Consider the following 15,235-nt stretch of genomic DNA (forward strand, 5'->3'; position numbering starts at 1 on the left):
GCACCGGAGTGCGTGGCGCGCACTCCGGAGCCGACCGGACGACACTTACAGGACCAGGAACAATGTCACTTGGCGACGCAGTAATTGCCGAACGCGGGATTCAGCAGTCCGATCACCGAGATCGTGTTGCCACAGGCGTTCACCGGTACGTGAACAGGGACCTGGACCGTGTTGCCCGAAGCGATACCCGGGGAGCCGACCGCGGCCCCCTGGGTATTGGCATCGGCGACAGCCAAGCCCGCGCCGGCGACCACCATCCCACTGGTGATCATCGCGGCAGCGACGACCTTTTTGATCATTATTCCTCCTAGTTGACAACACGGCCCCAGCCGAGGGCCGCATCTTCTGCAACAACGAGGAGTAAGTGTTGAAAGCTACGAACCTGTCTCGCCATTCACTCGTTCCGGGCCGGCAGGGAACGAACTAGCGATTGCCAAACGTTTTTCCTGCCGCTCCCCCTCTCGATGCGCGTGGCAGCCTTGACATACCCGGCTCAGCTCTGGTCGATGAAGCGGTCCAGCACCCGGACGCCGAATTTGAGGCCCTCCACCGGCACCCGCTCGTCCACTCCATGGAACATACCCGCGAAATCCAGCTCCGGCGGAAGCTTCAGCGGCGCGAACCCGAAGCAGCGTATTCCGAGATCGGAAAAGGACTTGGCGTCCGTACCGCCGGAGAGCATGTACGGCACGGCCCGCGCGATCGGGTCCTCCGCCTTGAGGGCGGACTGCATCGCGTCCACCAGCCCCCCGTCGAAGCCGGTCTCCAGCGCCTTGTCGGAGTGGACGTCCTCCCGCTTGACCCGCGGTCCGAGGATCCGGTCCAGGTCCGCGAGGAACTCCTCCTCGTATCCGGGCAGGAAGCGCCCGTCGACGTGCGCGGTCGCCTGCCCCGGGATGACGTTGACCTTGTAGCCGGCGCCCAGCTGGGTCGGCGCGGCGGTGTTCCGCAGCGTGGCGCCGATGAGCTTGGCGATCCCGCCCAGCTTGGCGAGCGTGGCCTCCATGTCCTCCGGGTCCAGCTCGGTCCCCAGGGCGTCGGACAGCTCGTCCAGGAAGGACCGCACCGTCTTGGTCACCCGCACCGGGAACTGGTGCCGGCCGAGCCGCGCCACGGCCTCGCACAGCTCCGTGATCGCGTTGTCCTTGTTGGTCATGGAGCCGTGGCCGGCGGTGCCGTCCACGGTGAGCCGCATCCAGTGCATGCCCTTCTCGGCGGTCTCCACCAGGTAGAGGCGCAGCTTCTCGTTCACCGTGAAGGAGAAGCCGCCGACCTCCCCGATGGCCTCCGTGACGCCTTCGAAGAGGCCGGGGTGCTTGTCCACCAGGTGCCGCGCCCCGTAGGTGCCGCCCGCCTCCTCGTCCGCGAGGAAGGCCAGCACGATGTCCCGGGGCGGCTTCCGGCCGGAGCGCAGACGGTCGCGGACGACGGCGAGCGTCATCGCGTCCATGTCCTTCATGTCGACCGCGCCGCGTCCCCAGACACAGCCGTCGGCGATCTCCCCGGAGAACGGGTGGTGCGTCCAGTCGTCGGCGTTGGCCGGCACGACGTCCGTGTGCCCGTGGATGAGGAGCGCGGGACGGGACGGGTCCTCGCCCGCGATCCGCGCCACGGTCGAGGCGCGCCCCTTGTGCGATTCGATGATCCGCGGTTCGAGCCCGACCTCGGCGAGCTTCTCCGCGACGTACTCGGCGGCGGCGCGCTCACCCGGGCCCGAGTGGTCGCCGTAATTGCTGGTGTCGATCCGGATCAGGTCGCGGCACAGATCGACGACCTCGTCCTCACCGGTCACCGCACGGGCCGGCTGCGACTCGCTCACACTGCCTCCTCATGGTTCACGGCCGCGCCGCTCCCCCGGAAGGGAACGGTCCGCGGCGGGGGTCCTCCGCCATCCTCCACCCGCGCGGCTCCGCGCCCAAGGCCGCAATGTTCCGGACATGCGCTGGTCACACGCGGGCGCCGGTGATCGCGGGCGATCCACACGGGTGATCGACCACCCCCAAACGTTTGCTATTGTTTTCCATGTCGGAACGGCCGAGCGGCCGAAACGACAAACACCTGGTCCGGGTGGCGGAATGGCAGACGCGCTAGCTTGAGGTGCTAGTGCCCTTTATCGGGCGTGGGGGTTCAAGTCCCCCCTCGGACACTCACTGAACGGGCCACCGGGTTTTCCCGGTGGCCCGTTCTTGTCATGGGTCCGGAAAATCTGCGATCGCGCTTGCCCTGATCTGTTTTCCGGCGCCTTGTGGTCCGTTCCCGGCTCCTTCGGCTGGGCCTGTGTGCCGGGGTCCGCGCGCATCGGGCACAAGCGGGGCGCGCACCGGGAACCGGCCCGCTCGTACCTGAGCGCTTCGGCTGGCAGGTTTTTTTCCGCGTCTCCAGGGTTCTCCGGGTTCTCCGGTTCGGCTGGGATGGTCCGACCGGGAATCGTCGGGGGTCGCCGGGGTGGGGCTCAGGCAGGAGCGATGGTCGCGCGTCTTCTCGGACGAGGAGGTGCACACCATGTATCCACCGAAAAAGTTCGACATCACCTGGCCCGATCTCGCCTTCGGGCTCGCGGCCTGCGGGCGGGACCACGACGCCGACCAGCAGCGCATGGCTGCGGCCGTGGAGCAGCGGTTCGCCGACGGGAGCGGCGCCGGAACGGGAGCCGTACGACGATTCGGCGGCCACCGGCCGACGCGGTGGTCGGGAGGCGGCGACGGCGCGGACTCGGCCCGGGCGGATTCCTGCCTGGCGACGTTGTCCGTGCGCAGCGCGCTGGACCTGTGCCTGACCGCCTCCGGGCTGCCTCCCGGGAGCGAGGTGCTGATGTCCGCCGTGACGATCCCCGACATGTGGCAGGTGGTCCGCGAACACGGCTTGGTCCCGGTCCCTGTGGACATCGAGCCGGGAACGCTGCTGCCCCGCCCCGAACAATGGCTGGCGGCGGCCACTCCCCGTACGAAGGCGGTCATCGTCGCCCACCTCTTGGGGACGCAGGCGCCTTTGGACGACCTGGTGACGCTTGCCCAGGAGCGCGGCTGGCTGCTCGTGGAGGACTGCGCCCAGGCGTACAGCGGGCCGTCGTTCCGTGGCGACCCCGGCGCGGACCTGACGCTGTTCAGCTTCGGACCGATCAAGACGGCCACCGCGCTGGGCGGCGCGCTGGCGGTCGTACGGGATGCCGCTTTGTTGGCGTCGATGCGTGAGCTGCACCGGTCCTGGCCCGTGCAGAAACGCTCGGACCAGGCCGGGCGCATAGCGAAGTACGGATGGTTCGCGCTGCTCACCGAGCGTCCCGTCTACACCGGCGTGACGGCCGCGGCCCGGCTGCTGGGGATCGATCCCGGCGACCGGATGCAGAGCACCGTCGGCGCGTTCGCCGGACGGGACCTCATGCCGGCCATCCGGCACCGCCCTTCGCCCGCGTTGCTGGCGCTGCTGGAGCGGCGGCTGCGCGCGGACACCGCGACCTCGGTGACCGAACGGGCCGAGACCGCGCGGAGGCTGGTGTCGCTCCTGCCAACGGGTTCCGTGGTCTATGGGGCGGAGGCGCCCGTGCACACGTACTGGCTGTGCGCCGTGCCGACCCGCGACCCGGCCGCCACGGCCGCCCGGCTGCGCGCGGCCGGTTTCGACGCCACCCGTCCGACGTCGCTGGCCGCCGTGCCCGCGCCCGCCGGCCGGGAGCCCGGTGCCCGAACGGCCGCACACCTGGTCCGGCACGCGGTCTGCCTGCCGTTCCATCCGGGGATGCCGGACCGGGCACTGGAGCGGATGGCCGCGGTGGTGGACCCGGAGATGCACGGGTTGAAGGCCGTGACAGTGCCGTGAGACCGGGGCCGCCGCCGCTCGGCGACATCTGTCTGTCAGGGGCATCGGTCAGGGATGCGTCGGGGGCGGGTCAGGGTCCGCTCCGGGGTTCCTGAGCGGTGGCGGGGGCGACGACGGGGGAAACATGTGGTCGAGGGCGAGAACGGGAGTACGGGGTCGGGGATGGCGGCAGAGGGTGCTGGATGTCTGACGGTGGCAGGGGGTGGCGGGAAGGACCGAGCCGAGTGTGAACGAGTGAGCAGACGGCAGTGCGAGAGGCGGAAGAGAGGATGAGGTGAGAGGGGTGAGGGGGTGAGGTGAGAGAGGACGAGGAGAGACGGACGGCGGGTGCGGAGGTGCGGGCGGCGTCCCTCGGTGGCTCGTGGACGTGGTCAGGCGATCACGGGGGTGCCGAGGGCGCGGGAACGGCGGCGCGGTGCACGGACGAGCGGGAGCGCGGCGTGGGGCGCACGCGCACGGATAACCCGATGCGGGGAGGAGTGGGTCATCAGTAGGGTGCGCGGGTTCGGGCACGGCGTGACGTGCGGATGAGACCTGCGTGAGGGATGACTGTGGTGACCGTAAAGAACGTGGCCGAGCCGGGGCAGACGTTGATCTTCGACGCGGATGACACGCTGTGGGAGAACAACGTCATCTTCGAACGGGTCATCGACGAGTTCCTGGACTGGATGGCGCACCCGGAGTTCGGCCGGGCCAATGTCCGTTCCATCCTGGACGAGATCGAGGCGGCCAACGCCACGGTGCACGGTTACGGGAGCAAGGTGTTCCTCCGCAGCCTTGGCGAGTGCGTCGAGCGGGTGCGGCAGCGCGTCGCGACCGCCGAGGAACTCGCGCGGATCGCGCAGTGGGCACGGGCCTTCGACGGGCACACGGTGGAGCTCATCCCGGGCGTGGCCGAGACGCTGACGGAGCTGGGGAACCGGCACGAGCTGATGCTGCTGACCAAGGGCGACTCGGAGGAGCAGCAGCGGAAAGTGGACGCGTCCGGGCTGGCCGAACACTTCCGGAGCGTGCACATCGTCTCGGAGAAGGACGTCCGTACGTACGAGGGGCTGGTCCGCGATCGGGCGCTGGTGCCGGAGGCCACGTGGATGATCGGCAACTCCCCGAAGTCGGACATCCTGCCCGCGCGGGCGGCCGGGCTGAACGCCGTCTTCGTCCCGAACGCGAACACCTGGGTCCTGGAGCACGGCGCCCTCGATCCGGCGGACGGCCGGGTGCTGCGGCTGGAGACGTTCGGGGAACTGCTGCGGCATTTCTAGCGCGCCGTAGCATGGGCCGAATGATCAGCAAGCGTTCCGGCCGTTCGTCCGCCGAGACCCCGTGTCGGGTCACCGTTTGCCGCGGCTGCTGCTGCGGTGACCCGCGCAAGGTTCCCGGGGTCGATCACGCCGGGCAGATATCCCGGCTGCGCGCGGCCCTGGCCGGTGCGGCACCCGTGCGCGCCTCCGACTGCCTGGACGTCTGTGACCAGGCCAACGTGGTCGTCGTCCAGCCCTCGGCGGCCGGCCGGGCCGCGGGGGGACGCCCCGTATGGCTGGGGCTGGTCAACGACGATGACGCCCTGGACGACATCGCGTCGTGGATACGGGCCGGAGGGCCGGGCGTCGCCGAGCCGCCGGGCGTGCTGGACCTGTACGCGATCACGGTGTCGCGGCGTGTACGGGAGGGCCTGGACGGCTGAGGAGAGTCGGCCGGGCGGAGGAGGGCACCTCCCCCGCGTGGCGGAGGCAGGTCGTTCGCCGGCGGGAAGAGCAGCGGCACGCCCGCGGAAAAGACTCTTCCCATGGACACGACCAAGCCGGACGCGACCGAGTCTTCCGCGCACCCGCAATCCGCGCACCCGCAAGGGGCCGCGGCCCCGAATCAGCGAGAACAAGGCGCCACGGCTTCCCCTCAGTCTCAGAAGGAACACCGGAACGAGCCCCGAAGGGGCGGGGGAAGGCACAACGGACCGCTGAAGCCCGGCGGTCCGATGCCGAGGGAAGGCGCGCCCTCCCGCCCGGCCGAGGCTCCGTCACCCGCGCGACCGTCGCGGCGGCTGAAGGCACTGGGGTGGATCGCCGCTGCCGCCTGCGTGCCCTATCTGGTTCTCAAGCTGGTGTGGGTCCTGGGCTTCGACATCGGCGTCGTCGACTTCAAAGGCGTCGGGCGGGGCACATGGGTGGCGGCCAACGTCGTCACCTTCCTCATGGACGCGGTCGCCGCGCTCGTCGCCCTCACCCTGACCCGTCCGAGGGGTCGGCGGGCGCCCGCGTGGCTGCTCCTCTTCCCGCTGTGGATGGCGTCCGGGCTGCTCCTCCCGCTGATGGTGGGGGTACCGGCGGGGACGCTGGCCGCCTTCGCCACCGGCGGGGACAACCGGCTGTTCACGGGCGAGTTCCTTGAGCCCTGGGTCTTCGTCGTCGTGTACGGCGGGTTCATCGTGGAGGGCCTGACCCTGCTCGGGGCCTTCGCGGTGTACGCGCACCAGCGCTGGGGTGCGCTGCTGCGGCAACCCGTGGGGGCGTTCCCGGACCTCGGCACCCTCGCGGTCCGCCGGGTGCTCGGCACGCCGGCCGTGGCGCTGATGGCCGTCATGGGAGTCATCCGGTTACTGCTGGGGCTGGGCGTGCCCATGGGGGAGGCGATGGGAGACAACATCGTGCAGCGGGCGGGCGCTGTGGTGCAGGGCGCGCTCTCGGTGGCGGGGGCGGCCGGGGCGACCGTGCTGCTCTGGCCCCGGCTCGGTCGCGGGGGCCGCACGCGGATGCGGGGGCCGCTCGCGCTGGCGTGGACCGGTTCGGCCGCGGCGTTCGCGTGGGGCGGCACGCTGTGGCTCACGTGGAGCGTGGTGACCGCGTTCACCGGGGGAAGCAGTTCGTTCCCGGGTGGCCTGCCGGGGCTCATGGGTTCCTCGGACCTGATCGTCGGCCTGGTGCTCCTGTGTCTCGGGGCGTGCACGCTGGCGGGGCAGAACGCCTCGGTACGTTCCGCCCGTAGCGGACATGCGGAGGAATGTACGAGGACGGATGATCGTTGATGTAGGAGAAACGCACCTCGACCTAAGGATCGAATCGCTCGTGAGCAAGGTCCCCCACACCACCCTCAACAACGACGTCGCGATGCCGCAGCTCGGCTTCGGTGTCTGGCAGGTGCCGGACGACGAGGCGTTCATCGCCGTCCGGCACGCGCTGGAGGCCGGGTACCGCAGCATCGACACCGCGGCGATCTACGGCAACGAAGAGGGCACGGGGAAGGCGCTGGCCGCTTCCGGCATCGCACGTGACGAGCTCTTCGTCACCACCAAGCTCTGGAACAGCGACCAGGGGTACGACACGACCCTGCGCGCCTTCGACACCTCCCTCGAAAAGCTCGGTCTGGAGTACGTGGACCTGTACCTGATCCACTGGCCGGTGCCGGCCCGGGACACGTACGTGGACACCTACAAGGCGCTGGAGAAGATCTACGCGGACGGCCGCGCCAAGGCCATCGGCGTCTCCAACTTCAAGCCCGCGCACCTGGAGCGCCTGATGGGCGAGACCTCCATCGTCCCGGCCGTCAACCAGATCGAACTGCACCCGCAGTTCCAGCAGGCCGAGGCCCGGGCCGTCCACGCCCAGCACGGCATCGCCACCGAAGCCTGGTCGCCGCTGGGCCAGGGCAAGGGCCTCCTGGAGGACCCGGTCATCGGCGACCTCGCCAAGAAGCACGGCAAGACCCCGGCCCAGATCGTGCTGCGCTGGCACCTCCAGCTCGGCAACATCGTCATCCCGAAGTCCGTGACGCCCTCGCGGATCAAGGAGAACATCGACGTCTTCGGCTTCGAGCTCGACGCGGACGACCTCGGCACCCTGGCCGCCCTGGAGGCGGGCAAGCGTCTGGGCGCGGACCCGGATGTGTTCGACCTGGTCTGAGTTCCTTCCGGGGCAGGCCGTGGCCGGGTTGTTCCGGTGGGATCCGGTCGGCTCAGCTCGCTGGTCCGACTTGCCGGCCTGAGTGGAAGCTGATGTTTCGTGCGCAATGCCGTCGTCCTGGTGGGCGGCGGCGTTGTGTTGTGGGGGCGCCAGTTTCCCCGCATGTGCGGGAGTCATAGACGATCTCGGCGTAGTACGAGGCGGGACCACTCCCGCACGCGCGGGAACGACCCGCCGCAGCCCGGCGAGCGCATCCCGACCGGCGGACCACCCCCGCACGCGCGGGAACGACGTCGGTGCGGGCGCCCTGTTCGGGTCGCTAGGCGGACCACCCCCGCACGCGCGGGAACGACCGCGGCGCGTACCGGTAGACGGCCCGGCCCCACGGACCACCCCCGCACGCGCGGGAACGACATCGTTGCCGCCCGCCTAACACGGCAAGCGATCGGACCACCCCCGCACGCGCGGGAACGACTGTGAGGCGACCGGCAATGCCCGCGCCACCGCCGGACCACCCCCGCACGCGCGGGAACGACGACCTGCGGTACCTGTCGAAGATGTCCACGATCGGACCACCCCCGCACGCGCGGGAACGACCAGGTCCAGCAGGCGGACGGGCCGGGGGGTGTCGGGACCACCCCCGCACGCGCGGGAACGACCTTCGTGACCTGGGGCTTCGTCCAGCAGGGTTGGCCGTTTGCGTCAGTTCGATTCGCATTCGAATGCCGAACCGGGATGGGCGGAGACCGGGCCATGCAACATGCACGGCGGCCCCCTCCCCTGGTAACGCTCACCGGGCTCAAGGTCTCGGGCCGAGCTTACGCGCGGCAGGGACCCGCAAGCCGGTAAGGCATGTCCGAAGAGGGACACTGGCCGCCCATGGCAGAGCCGGGGTTCGGCAAGGCGGGGTGGAGGGTGGGGTTTTGGTGTCGCGGCGGGTTAAGTGGGTTTTGGTGGGGGTTTGGGGGCTGTTGGTTGTTGGGGCGGGTGGGGTGACGTTGGCGTTGGATGGGGGTGAGGAGAGACGGGTGGGGCCGTATCAGTGGGAAGAGAGTGGTGGCGAGGGGCCTGGCCGGGAGCAGGGGGACGCATTGGTGGGTGGTCCCGGGGTGCTGCCGGGAGGGATGCCTGACGAGTGCGACCGCCCGTCGCCGGGGCAGGGGCAAGGGCAGGGGGCAGGGGTTTCGTCGGCTTGTGTGCGTCTGGAGGGGGAGGGCTGACGCGGCGGAAGGCTGGGTTGCGGGGCGTCAGCGCAGGGCGTAGCCGCCGTCGGGGTAGAGCGTGGAGCCGGTCATGTAGCCGTTGGTGAAGAGGAAGAGAACCGTTTCGGCGACCTCGGCCTCCGTTCCCAGGCGGCTCAGGAGGGTGTCCTCGGTGTAGCGGGCCGCGCTCGCGTCGCGGACTTCGGCAGGGCGCTGGGACCACAGGTTGCCGTCGATCATGCCGGGTGAGACGACGTTGACCCGGACGGGGGCGAGCTCGACGGCGAGGCCGCGTCCCAAGCCCTCGATCGCCGCGTTGCACGCCACGTACGCGGGGGCCGGGCCCGCCGGCCGGACGCTCGCCGCGCCGGACATCAGGACGATCGAACCGTCCTCGGCCAGCTTCGGCGCCGCGTACCTGGCCGCGTAGTACTGACCCCAGAACTTCGAGACGAAGGGGCTCTCCGCGTCGGCGTCGCTCAGCTCCAGCATGGGTCCGGTGCGGTAGGAGGCGGCGGGCGTGAAGAGGTGGTCCAGGCGGTCCAGCGCGTCGAAGAACGCGGCGAGGGACACCTTGTCGGTGGTGTCGACGACGCGGGCGGACGCGGCCGGGCCCAGCTCCGCGACGGCGGCGCCGAGCCGGTCCTCGCTCCGTCCGCCCAGGACGACGCGCGCGCCCGCGCCGACCGCGCGCCGGGCCACCTCCAAGCCGATGCCGGAGCCGCCCCCGAGGATGACGACCGTGCGGTCGGCGAGGGGGTGGGAGGAGTTCGCCGGGGTGGGGTGGGGCTGGTGGGCCTGGTGGTGCGGCTGCGTCGTCACTTGGGGGCTCCTTCGGCGGTGGGGCTGTCCGGTACCCGGCTGGTGGGCGAGCGTGCGGGGAGTGATGAGCGGCCGGGTGGTGGATGCCTGATACGGGATTGCGCCTGTGGTGATCATTGACGGCAACAGGGACGGCCTGTGGGTCATTCCTGTCGGCCCGGGTTCGGCGGTTCCGGGTTTGGTGGTGCCGGGTTTGGCGGTGCTGGGTTCGCTGTCCCCCCGCCGTGGTCCCCCAGCCCGGCCGTCCCACGTTTCCGCAGGTCGTCACCCCCGGTTCGTTCGGGTCGGACGGTGGACCGTAAGGTCTCGGGCGTGGGATTTCCGGGATGGATGCCGCCGACGGAGACCGAGCGGCGGCTGTGCGAGGCGGCGGCGCGGGGTGACTGGCAGGGACAGGTCGCGGCGATCGCCGGTGAGGACCTGTATCTGGCGGCGCCGCAGCACGGGCAGGATCCGCTGCCGGTCTACGACGACCCCGCCGTGGGCGGGAAGTGCATTCCCGTCCTGACCCGCGCGATGTTGCCGCCCTGGCATCCGCAGCAGTTCTTCGACCGGATCACGCTCGAAGATCTGGCCCAGGACTGGCCGAACGACAAGTGGCAGCTCGCGGTCAACCCGGGCACCCCGAGCGCGGCGTACTTCCCCGCGTCCCCCGCGCACCGCTCCACCTGGTTGCAATTGCGCGCGCAGGGCGGCGTACGGCCGGGCGGGCTGCTGACCACGCACCTCGGCGGGCCCACGCACGGTCCGCTGGCGCAGGCGCTGGCCTGTGGTGCCCCGATCGCCGTCCACCACAGCGTGCCGTGGAACGAGTTGGGCACCACCTTCCTCGACAACGCCACGGACGCGCGGACGCTGAGGGAACAGTGGTCGGTCGTCGACCCGGCGTCGTGGCAGCAGCGGCTGCGTCAGCTCGTCGAGGGCCGGTTCGTGCCGGCGGAGACGGAGGCCGCGCTGCGGGCGCGGTCCGCGGCGTCCCCGAGCGGGGCGGGCGGCACGCGGGATTCGGCGCGTGAGCCCGCCGCCGACGGCAAGGCGGAGGAGGCCGGGCAAGCGTCCGATGCCGCGGCAGAGCCCTCGGCCCCGGGCGTGCCCGAGATGCCCGAGCTTGTCCGCACGTACGAGGAGCGATTCCGTACGGACGGGGTGCTGCTCCCCGACGGACAGGTGAAGTCCCTCGTCGCGCTCGACCTCGTCCACGCCGTGGCACTCGTGCGGTGGGGACTCAGCGCCCGCTACTGCTCACCGCCGGAGGCCGAACCGGCGGTGCTGGAGATCGGTGCGCGGGCCAAGGCGGCGTACTCCTCGTGGGAGGAGTTCTCGGCCGGGTATCTCCTGGGGCGGATGCTGGCTTTCGACAACGGCTGGTTCGGCACGCATTACGCCGAGGCGCTGCACATCCATCGGGTGCTCACCCAGGACCCGGGCTCGCCTTGGCGGGGGCTCCCCTTCGCCTGAGCCGACAGGAGCGGTGGTTTGTCCCAGTTGGGGCACTGGGGGCTTGTCGCCTCACGCCGCCGCGTCGTCGCCCGCCTCGTTCGGGGTCGCCTCGTTCGGGGTCGCTGCGTTCGGGGTCGCCTCTCCTCGTGCCTCTTCCGGCAGCTTGCGGGTCAGGGCGATGACGGGGATGACCCGGCGGGTGCGGGTGCGGAAGGTGGCGAAGTTGGGATCGCGTTCGGTCTGACGGCGCCACAGTTCGTCGTGTTCGCTCTCCGGCAGCGCGGTGGCGCGTGCCTCGAACCGTTCCGTGCCGGCCTCCACCTGCACGGACTCCGGGTGCGCCAGGATGTTGTGATACCAGGCGGGGGCTGTGGGGGCGCCTCCGTTGGAGGCGAATACGATCAGGCGGTCGCCGTCGGGGAGATAGACCAGCGGAGTCGTCCGGGGCAGTCCGCTGCGCGCCCCGCGCGTGCTCAGGAGCAGCAGGCTGATGCCTTCGAAGTCGCCGCCGACCACGCCGCCGTTGGCACGGAACTCCTCGATGACGCGGAGGTTGAAGGGGTTGCTGTTCACCGCGGGACGCGTGTTCTCGTTGCCGGTCGCGCTCTCGTTGTCGATCATGTTGGCGACCGTACGGCCTCACATCGTGTGAGAGTCAACCTCCGCTGACGCACAAGGCCCTGGCCTCGGGCGGAGCACCCCCGGCCACCGAGCGCTACGGCCGCCGAGCGGAGGGCCACGGTCCGGGCGGGAGTACGTGCGGCGCGGGTACCCGGTCCGGTGGGAGGGGCTACTCGGCGGGACGGGCGAGCGTACGCGGTGATCTTTCCGCCCGTGGCTACGGCGGACGGCGAGCAGGACGACGAGAGGGAGGATGGAAACGTGAACGTGAACGGGAACGGCGGGCGTGGGCACGCGGACGGGGACGGGGGCCGGGTAGGCGCCGGAATGTCCCACGGTCTGCCCCGACCATGGACGCGGACGGGAATCCGTGCGTGGACGGGAACGGGCGCGGGCGCGGGCAGCCCGCGCCGCGGCCGTCCGCACCTCGCGCCGCACGGGGAACAGGGGCCACGGTGCGCCACCAGCGGGGACCGCCGTGTGCGCTGACCTCGCATCGACGGGCAGGGGCGGCGGCGGAGGGACGAAGCCCAGCGGCCTCCGATCCACTGCTTCCGCGCGCATTCCCGGGCCCACCGGACCCACCGACCCCACCCGTCCCACCGATCCCGGCGCCGGGCAGGCCGGGGACACCCGCCGTTCCAAGGACGCCCGGTCTTCCCCCAAGGCCCTGGGCCGCGTGGAAGACCCCGTTTCCGCCGCGTCCTCGTCCGAGGAACCCCACGCCGCGCCGGACAAGGACGTGCCGAGTGGCGCGCCGGATTCCGCGTCCGAGGCACCCGAAGCATCCGAAGTATCCGAGACGTCCAAGACATCCAAGACGTCCGAGGGTGCCACCACCGGCCGGCCCGGCACCCGGCCCGCCGCCAAGCCGTACAACCGCACGTCCCCGCCGCTCTGGGCGCGCTACCGGACCGCTCTGCGCCGTACGCCGGTGTCGGTCTGGAACGACGACGTGTCCGACTGGGCCGCGAGCCTGACCTACTACTCCGTCCTGGCGCTGCTCCCGGCGGTCCTCGTCACCGTGTCGCTGATCGGTCTCGCCGATCCGTCCGCCACCAACGTCCTGATCAACCACCTCAGCGAACTGGCCCCCGCCGAGTCGGGCGGCACGGTGCGCCAGGCGCTGACGAGCATGGCGCACCACAGCACCGCGGCGTGGATGCTGGTCGGGGGTGCCACCGTCAGCGCGGTGTGGTCCTCGTGCAGCTACCTGGCGGTCTTCCGCCGGGCGCTGCACGCCATGCACCGGGTCAAGGACGACCGGCCCCCGTGGCGCAAGGCCCCCCGCATTCTGGCGACGGCGCTGGTGCTCCTGGCGCTGCTCATCACGAGTGCGGTGGCCCTGCTGGTCAGCGGGCCCGTCGCGCGCTGGGCCGGCCGGGCGCTCCATCTGGGTTCGGCGGGCGAGACGACCTGGAACCTGCTCAAGTGGCCGTTGCTGCTGGTGCTGGCGACCGTGCTGGTGATGGTGCTGTTCCGTTCGGGCCCGGCGTGTTCGCGCGGAGTGCGGCGGGCGGCGCCCGGCGGGGTGCTGGCGGTGCTGCTGTGGCTGGTGGCGTCGGCCGGCTTCACGCTGTACGCGTCGTACGTCGGGACCTTCAACCGGCTCTACGGTTCGCTCGCGGGCTCCGTGGTCTTCCTGGTGTGGCTGTGGTTCTCGCACCTTTCCTTGCTGAGCGGGGCGCAGTTCAACGTGGAGTTGCTCCGCCTGGCGCCGCCGGAGCGGGTGCCGGCACCTCGTTGACGACTGAGGGAGGCGGGCCGGGGCGAGTCGTCACGACGGACGGGCCGACGGGCACGGACGGGCCGGCGGGCGTCCACCGCCCGCGGGCCCGTCACCCCGTTCCCCGGTCAGCCCGTCAGCCGATCGCCCCGCCGCTCGGCTCGCCGGTGGCCGGTCGCCGACGCTCGGCTCGCCGGTCGCCGGCGCTCACCGCGCCCCGTGACCGCTCGCGATCTCCTCGATGCGGCGTGCCAGCTCGAAGTCGCGCTCGGTGACCTTGTGACCGGCGCTGTGCGTGGTCACGGCGACGGTCAATTCGTGGTAGCCCAGGTGGAGATCGGCGTGGTGGTCCAGTTCCTCCTGGATCTGGGCGATGTGGACGACCATCGCGGCGGCCGGCAGGTGTCCGTCGAAGACGTACGCGCGGGTCAGCCGGTCCTCCGCCGACGACCAGCCGGGGAGTTCCGCGAGCCGGTCCTCGATCTCCTTGTCCGTGAGCGGGTCCATGTGCTCGTACACCGCGTTCCGCCTTCCGTTCGTGCCCTGGTCCGTGTGCCGGTGCGCGTACTGCCGGCGCTTCCGGTGCGCTGCCGGTCCATCCTTGCCCGGTGGCGCGCCCATACGCCCGCATGACGTGATTCCAGCAGTTCCGGCCAGGCAGGCCGAGCGCGTTTTCGCGCCAATGTGCACACGGGTTCGCGGCAGCCTCGCGCTGCGTGCGGCCCACCGGCTTTCCCGGCGGAAGGGCGTTGCCGGGGGTCGGGTACGGTCGGCCCATGATGACGGACGTGGCAGTTACGGCGGTGTCATGACGGTGGTCGCGGCTCCGGCGGAGACGGCGGGGGTGGGGGCGCTGCTGCGCGCGTGGCGCGGGCGGCGGCGGGTGAGCCAGTTGGAGCTGGCCCTGCGCGCGGACTCCTCCGCGCGGCACATCAGCTTCATCGAGAACGGCCGCTCCCGGCCCAGCCAGGAGATGGTGCTGCGGCTCGCCGAGCACCTGGACGTGCCGGTGCGGGAGCGCAACGCCCTGTTGGTGGCGGCCGGTTACGCGCCCCGGTTTCCGGAGACCCCGCTGGACGACCCCGCCATGGACGCGCTGCGCTCCGGCATGGAGCGGCTGCTCACGGCGTACGAACCCTTCCCGGCACTGATCCTGGACGGCGCCTACACCGTGCTGGCCGCGAACCGGGGCATCGCCATGCTGATGGAGGGGGTAGGCGAGGAAGCGCTGCGGCAGCCGCTGAACGCGATGCGGACCACCCTGCACCCGGCCGGTCTGGCACCCCGCATCCGCAACTTCGTGGAGTGGCGGGGACACCTGCTCGCCCAGATGGAACGCCAACTGGCGGTGGAGCGTTCCGCGCCGCTCCGGGCCGTGTACGACGAGGTGAAGGCCTATCCGCTGCCCGAAGGCGGGCGGGAGGTGGCCGGGGAGAAGGGCCATGCGCCGTTCGCCCTGCCGATGATCATCGAGCACGACGGCCGGATCCTGTCCTTCGTCTCCACGATCGCCACCTTCAACACCCCCATGGACGTGACCGTCTCCGAACTGGCCCTGGAGACCTTTCTCCCGGCGGACCCGGAGACGGCCGCGTACCTCCAGAAGGCGGGCGGCTGACCGCCCGGCCGCCGGGTGCTCACTCGGTGGGCACCCGGTGCTCACTCGGTGGGCAGGTGGGTGCTCACTCGGTGGGCAGGTGGGTGCTCACTCG

Annotated in this window: 13 protein-coding genes, 1 tRNA gene and 1 CRISPR repeat array; of the genes, 9 read left to right on the top strand and 5 right to left on the bottom strand. The window is 71.1% G+C overall.

Annotated elements, in window-relative coordinates; genetic code table 11:
• Positions 1–65: 65 nt before the first annotated feature.
• Positions 66–299, bottom strand: a complete 234-nt coding sequence (locus ABZX96_RS29850; RefSeq protein ID WP_355550382.1) for a chaplin — start codon at positions 297–299, stop codon at positions 66–68.
• A 194-nt stretch (positions 300–493) separates the two neighbouring features.
• Positions 494–1,819 carry a M20/M25/M40 family metallo-hydrolase gene (locus ABZX96_RS29855; RefSeq protein WP_355550384.1) on the bottom strand — a complete coding sequence of 442 codons (1,326 nt, stop codon included), beginning with the start codon at positions 1,817–1,819 and terminating at the stop codon, positions 494–496.
• Between the two features lie 242 nt (positions 1,820–2,061).
• Here ABZX96_RS29855 and ABZX96_RS29860 point away from each other — a divergent pair.
• From ABZX96_RS29860 to ABZX96_RS29885, 6 genes are all read left to right on the top strand, one after another.
• Positions 2,062–2,146, top strand: a tRNA-Leu gene (locus tag ABZX96_RS29860).
• Positions 2,147–2,502: 356 nt separating this feature from the next.
• Positions 2,503–3,816: a DegT/DnrJ/EryC1/StrS family aminotransferase gene (locus tag ABZX96_RS29865; RefSeq protein ID WP_355550386.1), complete on the top strand. Its 1,314-nt coding sequence runs from the start codon at positions 2,503–2,505 to the stop codon at positions 3,814–3,816.
• Between the two features lie 554 nt (positions 3,817–4,370).
• Positions 4,371–5,078, top strand: a complete 708-nt coding sequence (locus tag ABZX96_RS29870; protein WP_355550388.1) for an HAD-IA family hydrolase — start codon at positions 4,371–4,373, stop codon at positions 5,076–5,078.
• A 20-nt stretch (positions 5,079–5,098) separates the two neighbouring features.
• Positions 5,099–5,500, top strand: a complete 402-nt coding sequence (locus ABZX96_RS29875; protein WP_355550390.1) for a (2Fe-2S) ferredoxin domain-containing protein — start codon at positions 5,099–5,101, stop codon at positions 5,498–5,500.
• A gap of 393 nt (positions 5,501–5,893) precedes the next feature.
• The gene (locus ABZX96_RS29880) at positions 5,894–6,838 is read left to right on the top strand and encodes a hypothetical protein (RefSeq protein WP_355550392.1); all 945 of its coding nucleotides are present in this window, start codon (positions 5,894–5,896) and stop codon (positions 6,836–6,838) included.
• 40 nt (positions 6,839–6,878) lie between these two features.
• Entirely contained in the window at positions 6,879–7,712 is an 834-nt protein-coding gene (locus tag ABZX96_RS29885) for an aldo/keto reductase (RefSeq protein ID WP_355550394.1), read from the top strand.
• Between the two features lie 202 nt (positions 7,713–7,914).
• Positions 7,915–8,371: direct repeats of the CRISPR family, unit length 28 nt; unit sequence GGACCACCCCCGCACGCGCGGGAACGAC.
• A gap of 588 nt (positions 8,372–8,959) precedes the next feature.
• Here ABZX96_RS29885 and ABZX96_RS29890 read toward each other — a convergent pair.
• Positions 8,960–9,736 (bottom strand): SDR family oxidoreductase, encoded by a 777-nt coding sequence (locus tag ABZX96_RS29890; RefSeq protein ID WP_355550396.1) that lies wholly within the window; start codon positions 9,734–9,736, stop codon positions 8,960–8,962.
• 312 nt (positions 9,737–10,048) lie between these two features.
• Here ABZX96_RS29890 and ABZX96_RS29895 point away from each other — a divergent pair, with 312 nt between their 5' ends.
• Entirely contained in the window at positions 10,049–11,194 is a 1,146-nt protein-coding gene (locus ABZX96_RS29895; protein WP_355550397.1) for a DUF1266 domain-containing protein, read from the top strand.
• A 51-nt stretch (positions 11,195–11,245) separates the two neighbouring features.
• Here ABZX96_RS29895 and ABZX96_RS29900 read toward each other — a convergent pair whose 3' ends face one another.
• Positions 11,246–11,797 carry a nitroreductase family deazaflavin-dependent oxidoreductase gene (locus tag ABZX96_RS29900; RefSeq protein ID WP_355550399.1) on the bottom strand — a complete coding sequence of 184 codons (552 nt, stop codon included), beginning with the start codon at positions 11,795–11,797 and terminating at the stop codon, positions 11,246–11,248.
• A gap of 679 nt (positions 11,798–12,476) precedes the next feature.
• On the opposite strand from ABZX96_RS29900, the gene ABZX96_RS29905 reads away from it, so the two are divergent.
• The gene (locus tag ABZX96_RS29905; protein ID WP_355550401.1) at positions 12,477–13,544 is read left to right on the top strand and encodes a YihY/virulence factor BrkB family protein; all 1,068 of its coding nucleotides are present in this window, start codon (positions 12,477–12,479) and stop codon (positions 13,542–13,544) included.
• Positions 13,545–13,730: 186 nt separating this feature from the next.
• Here ABZX96_RS29905 and ABZX96_RS29910 read toward each other — a convergent pair whose 3' ends face one another.
• Positions 13,731–14,030, bottom strand: coding sequence for a 4a-hydroxytetrahydrobiopterin dehydratase (locus tag ABZX96_RS29910; RefSeq protein WP_355550465.1), 300 nt, complete (start codon positions 14,028–14,030; stop codon positions 13,731–13,733).
• Positions 14,031–14,331: 301 nt separating this feature from the next.
• Here ABZX96_RS29910 and ABZX96_RS29915 point away from each other — a divergent pair, with 301 nt between their 5' ends.
• Complete coding sequence (locus ABZX96_RS29915; RefSeq protein ID WP_355550403.1) at positions 14,332–15,141, top strand: helix-turn-helix transcriptional regulator; 810 nt, start codon at positions 14,332–14,334, stop codon at positions 15,139–15,141.
• Positions 15,142–15,235 lie beyond the last annotated feature (94 nt).

Origin of the sequence: Streptomyces sp. NPDC003077 (assembly GCF_040611095.1) — a bacterium.
In the GTDB taxonomy this organism is placed as follows: Bacteria; Actinomycetota; Actinomycetes; order Streptomycetales; family Streptomycetaceae; genus Streptomyces.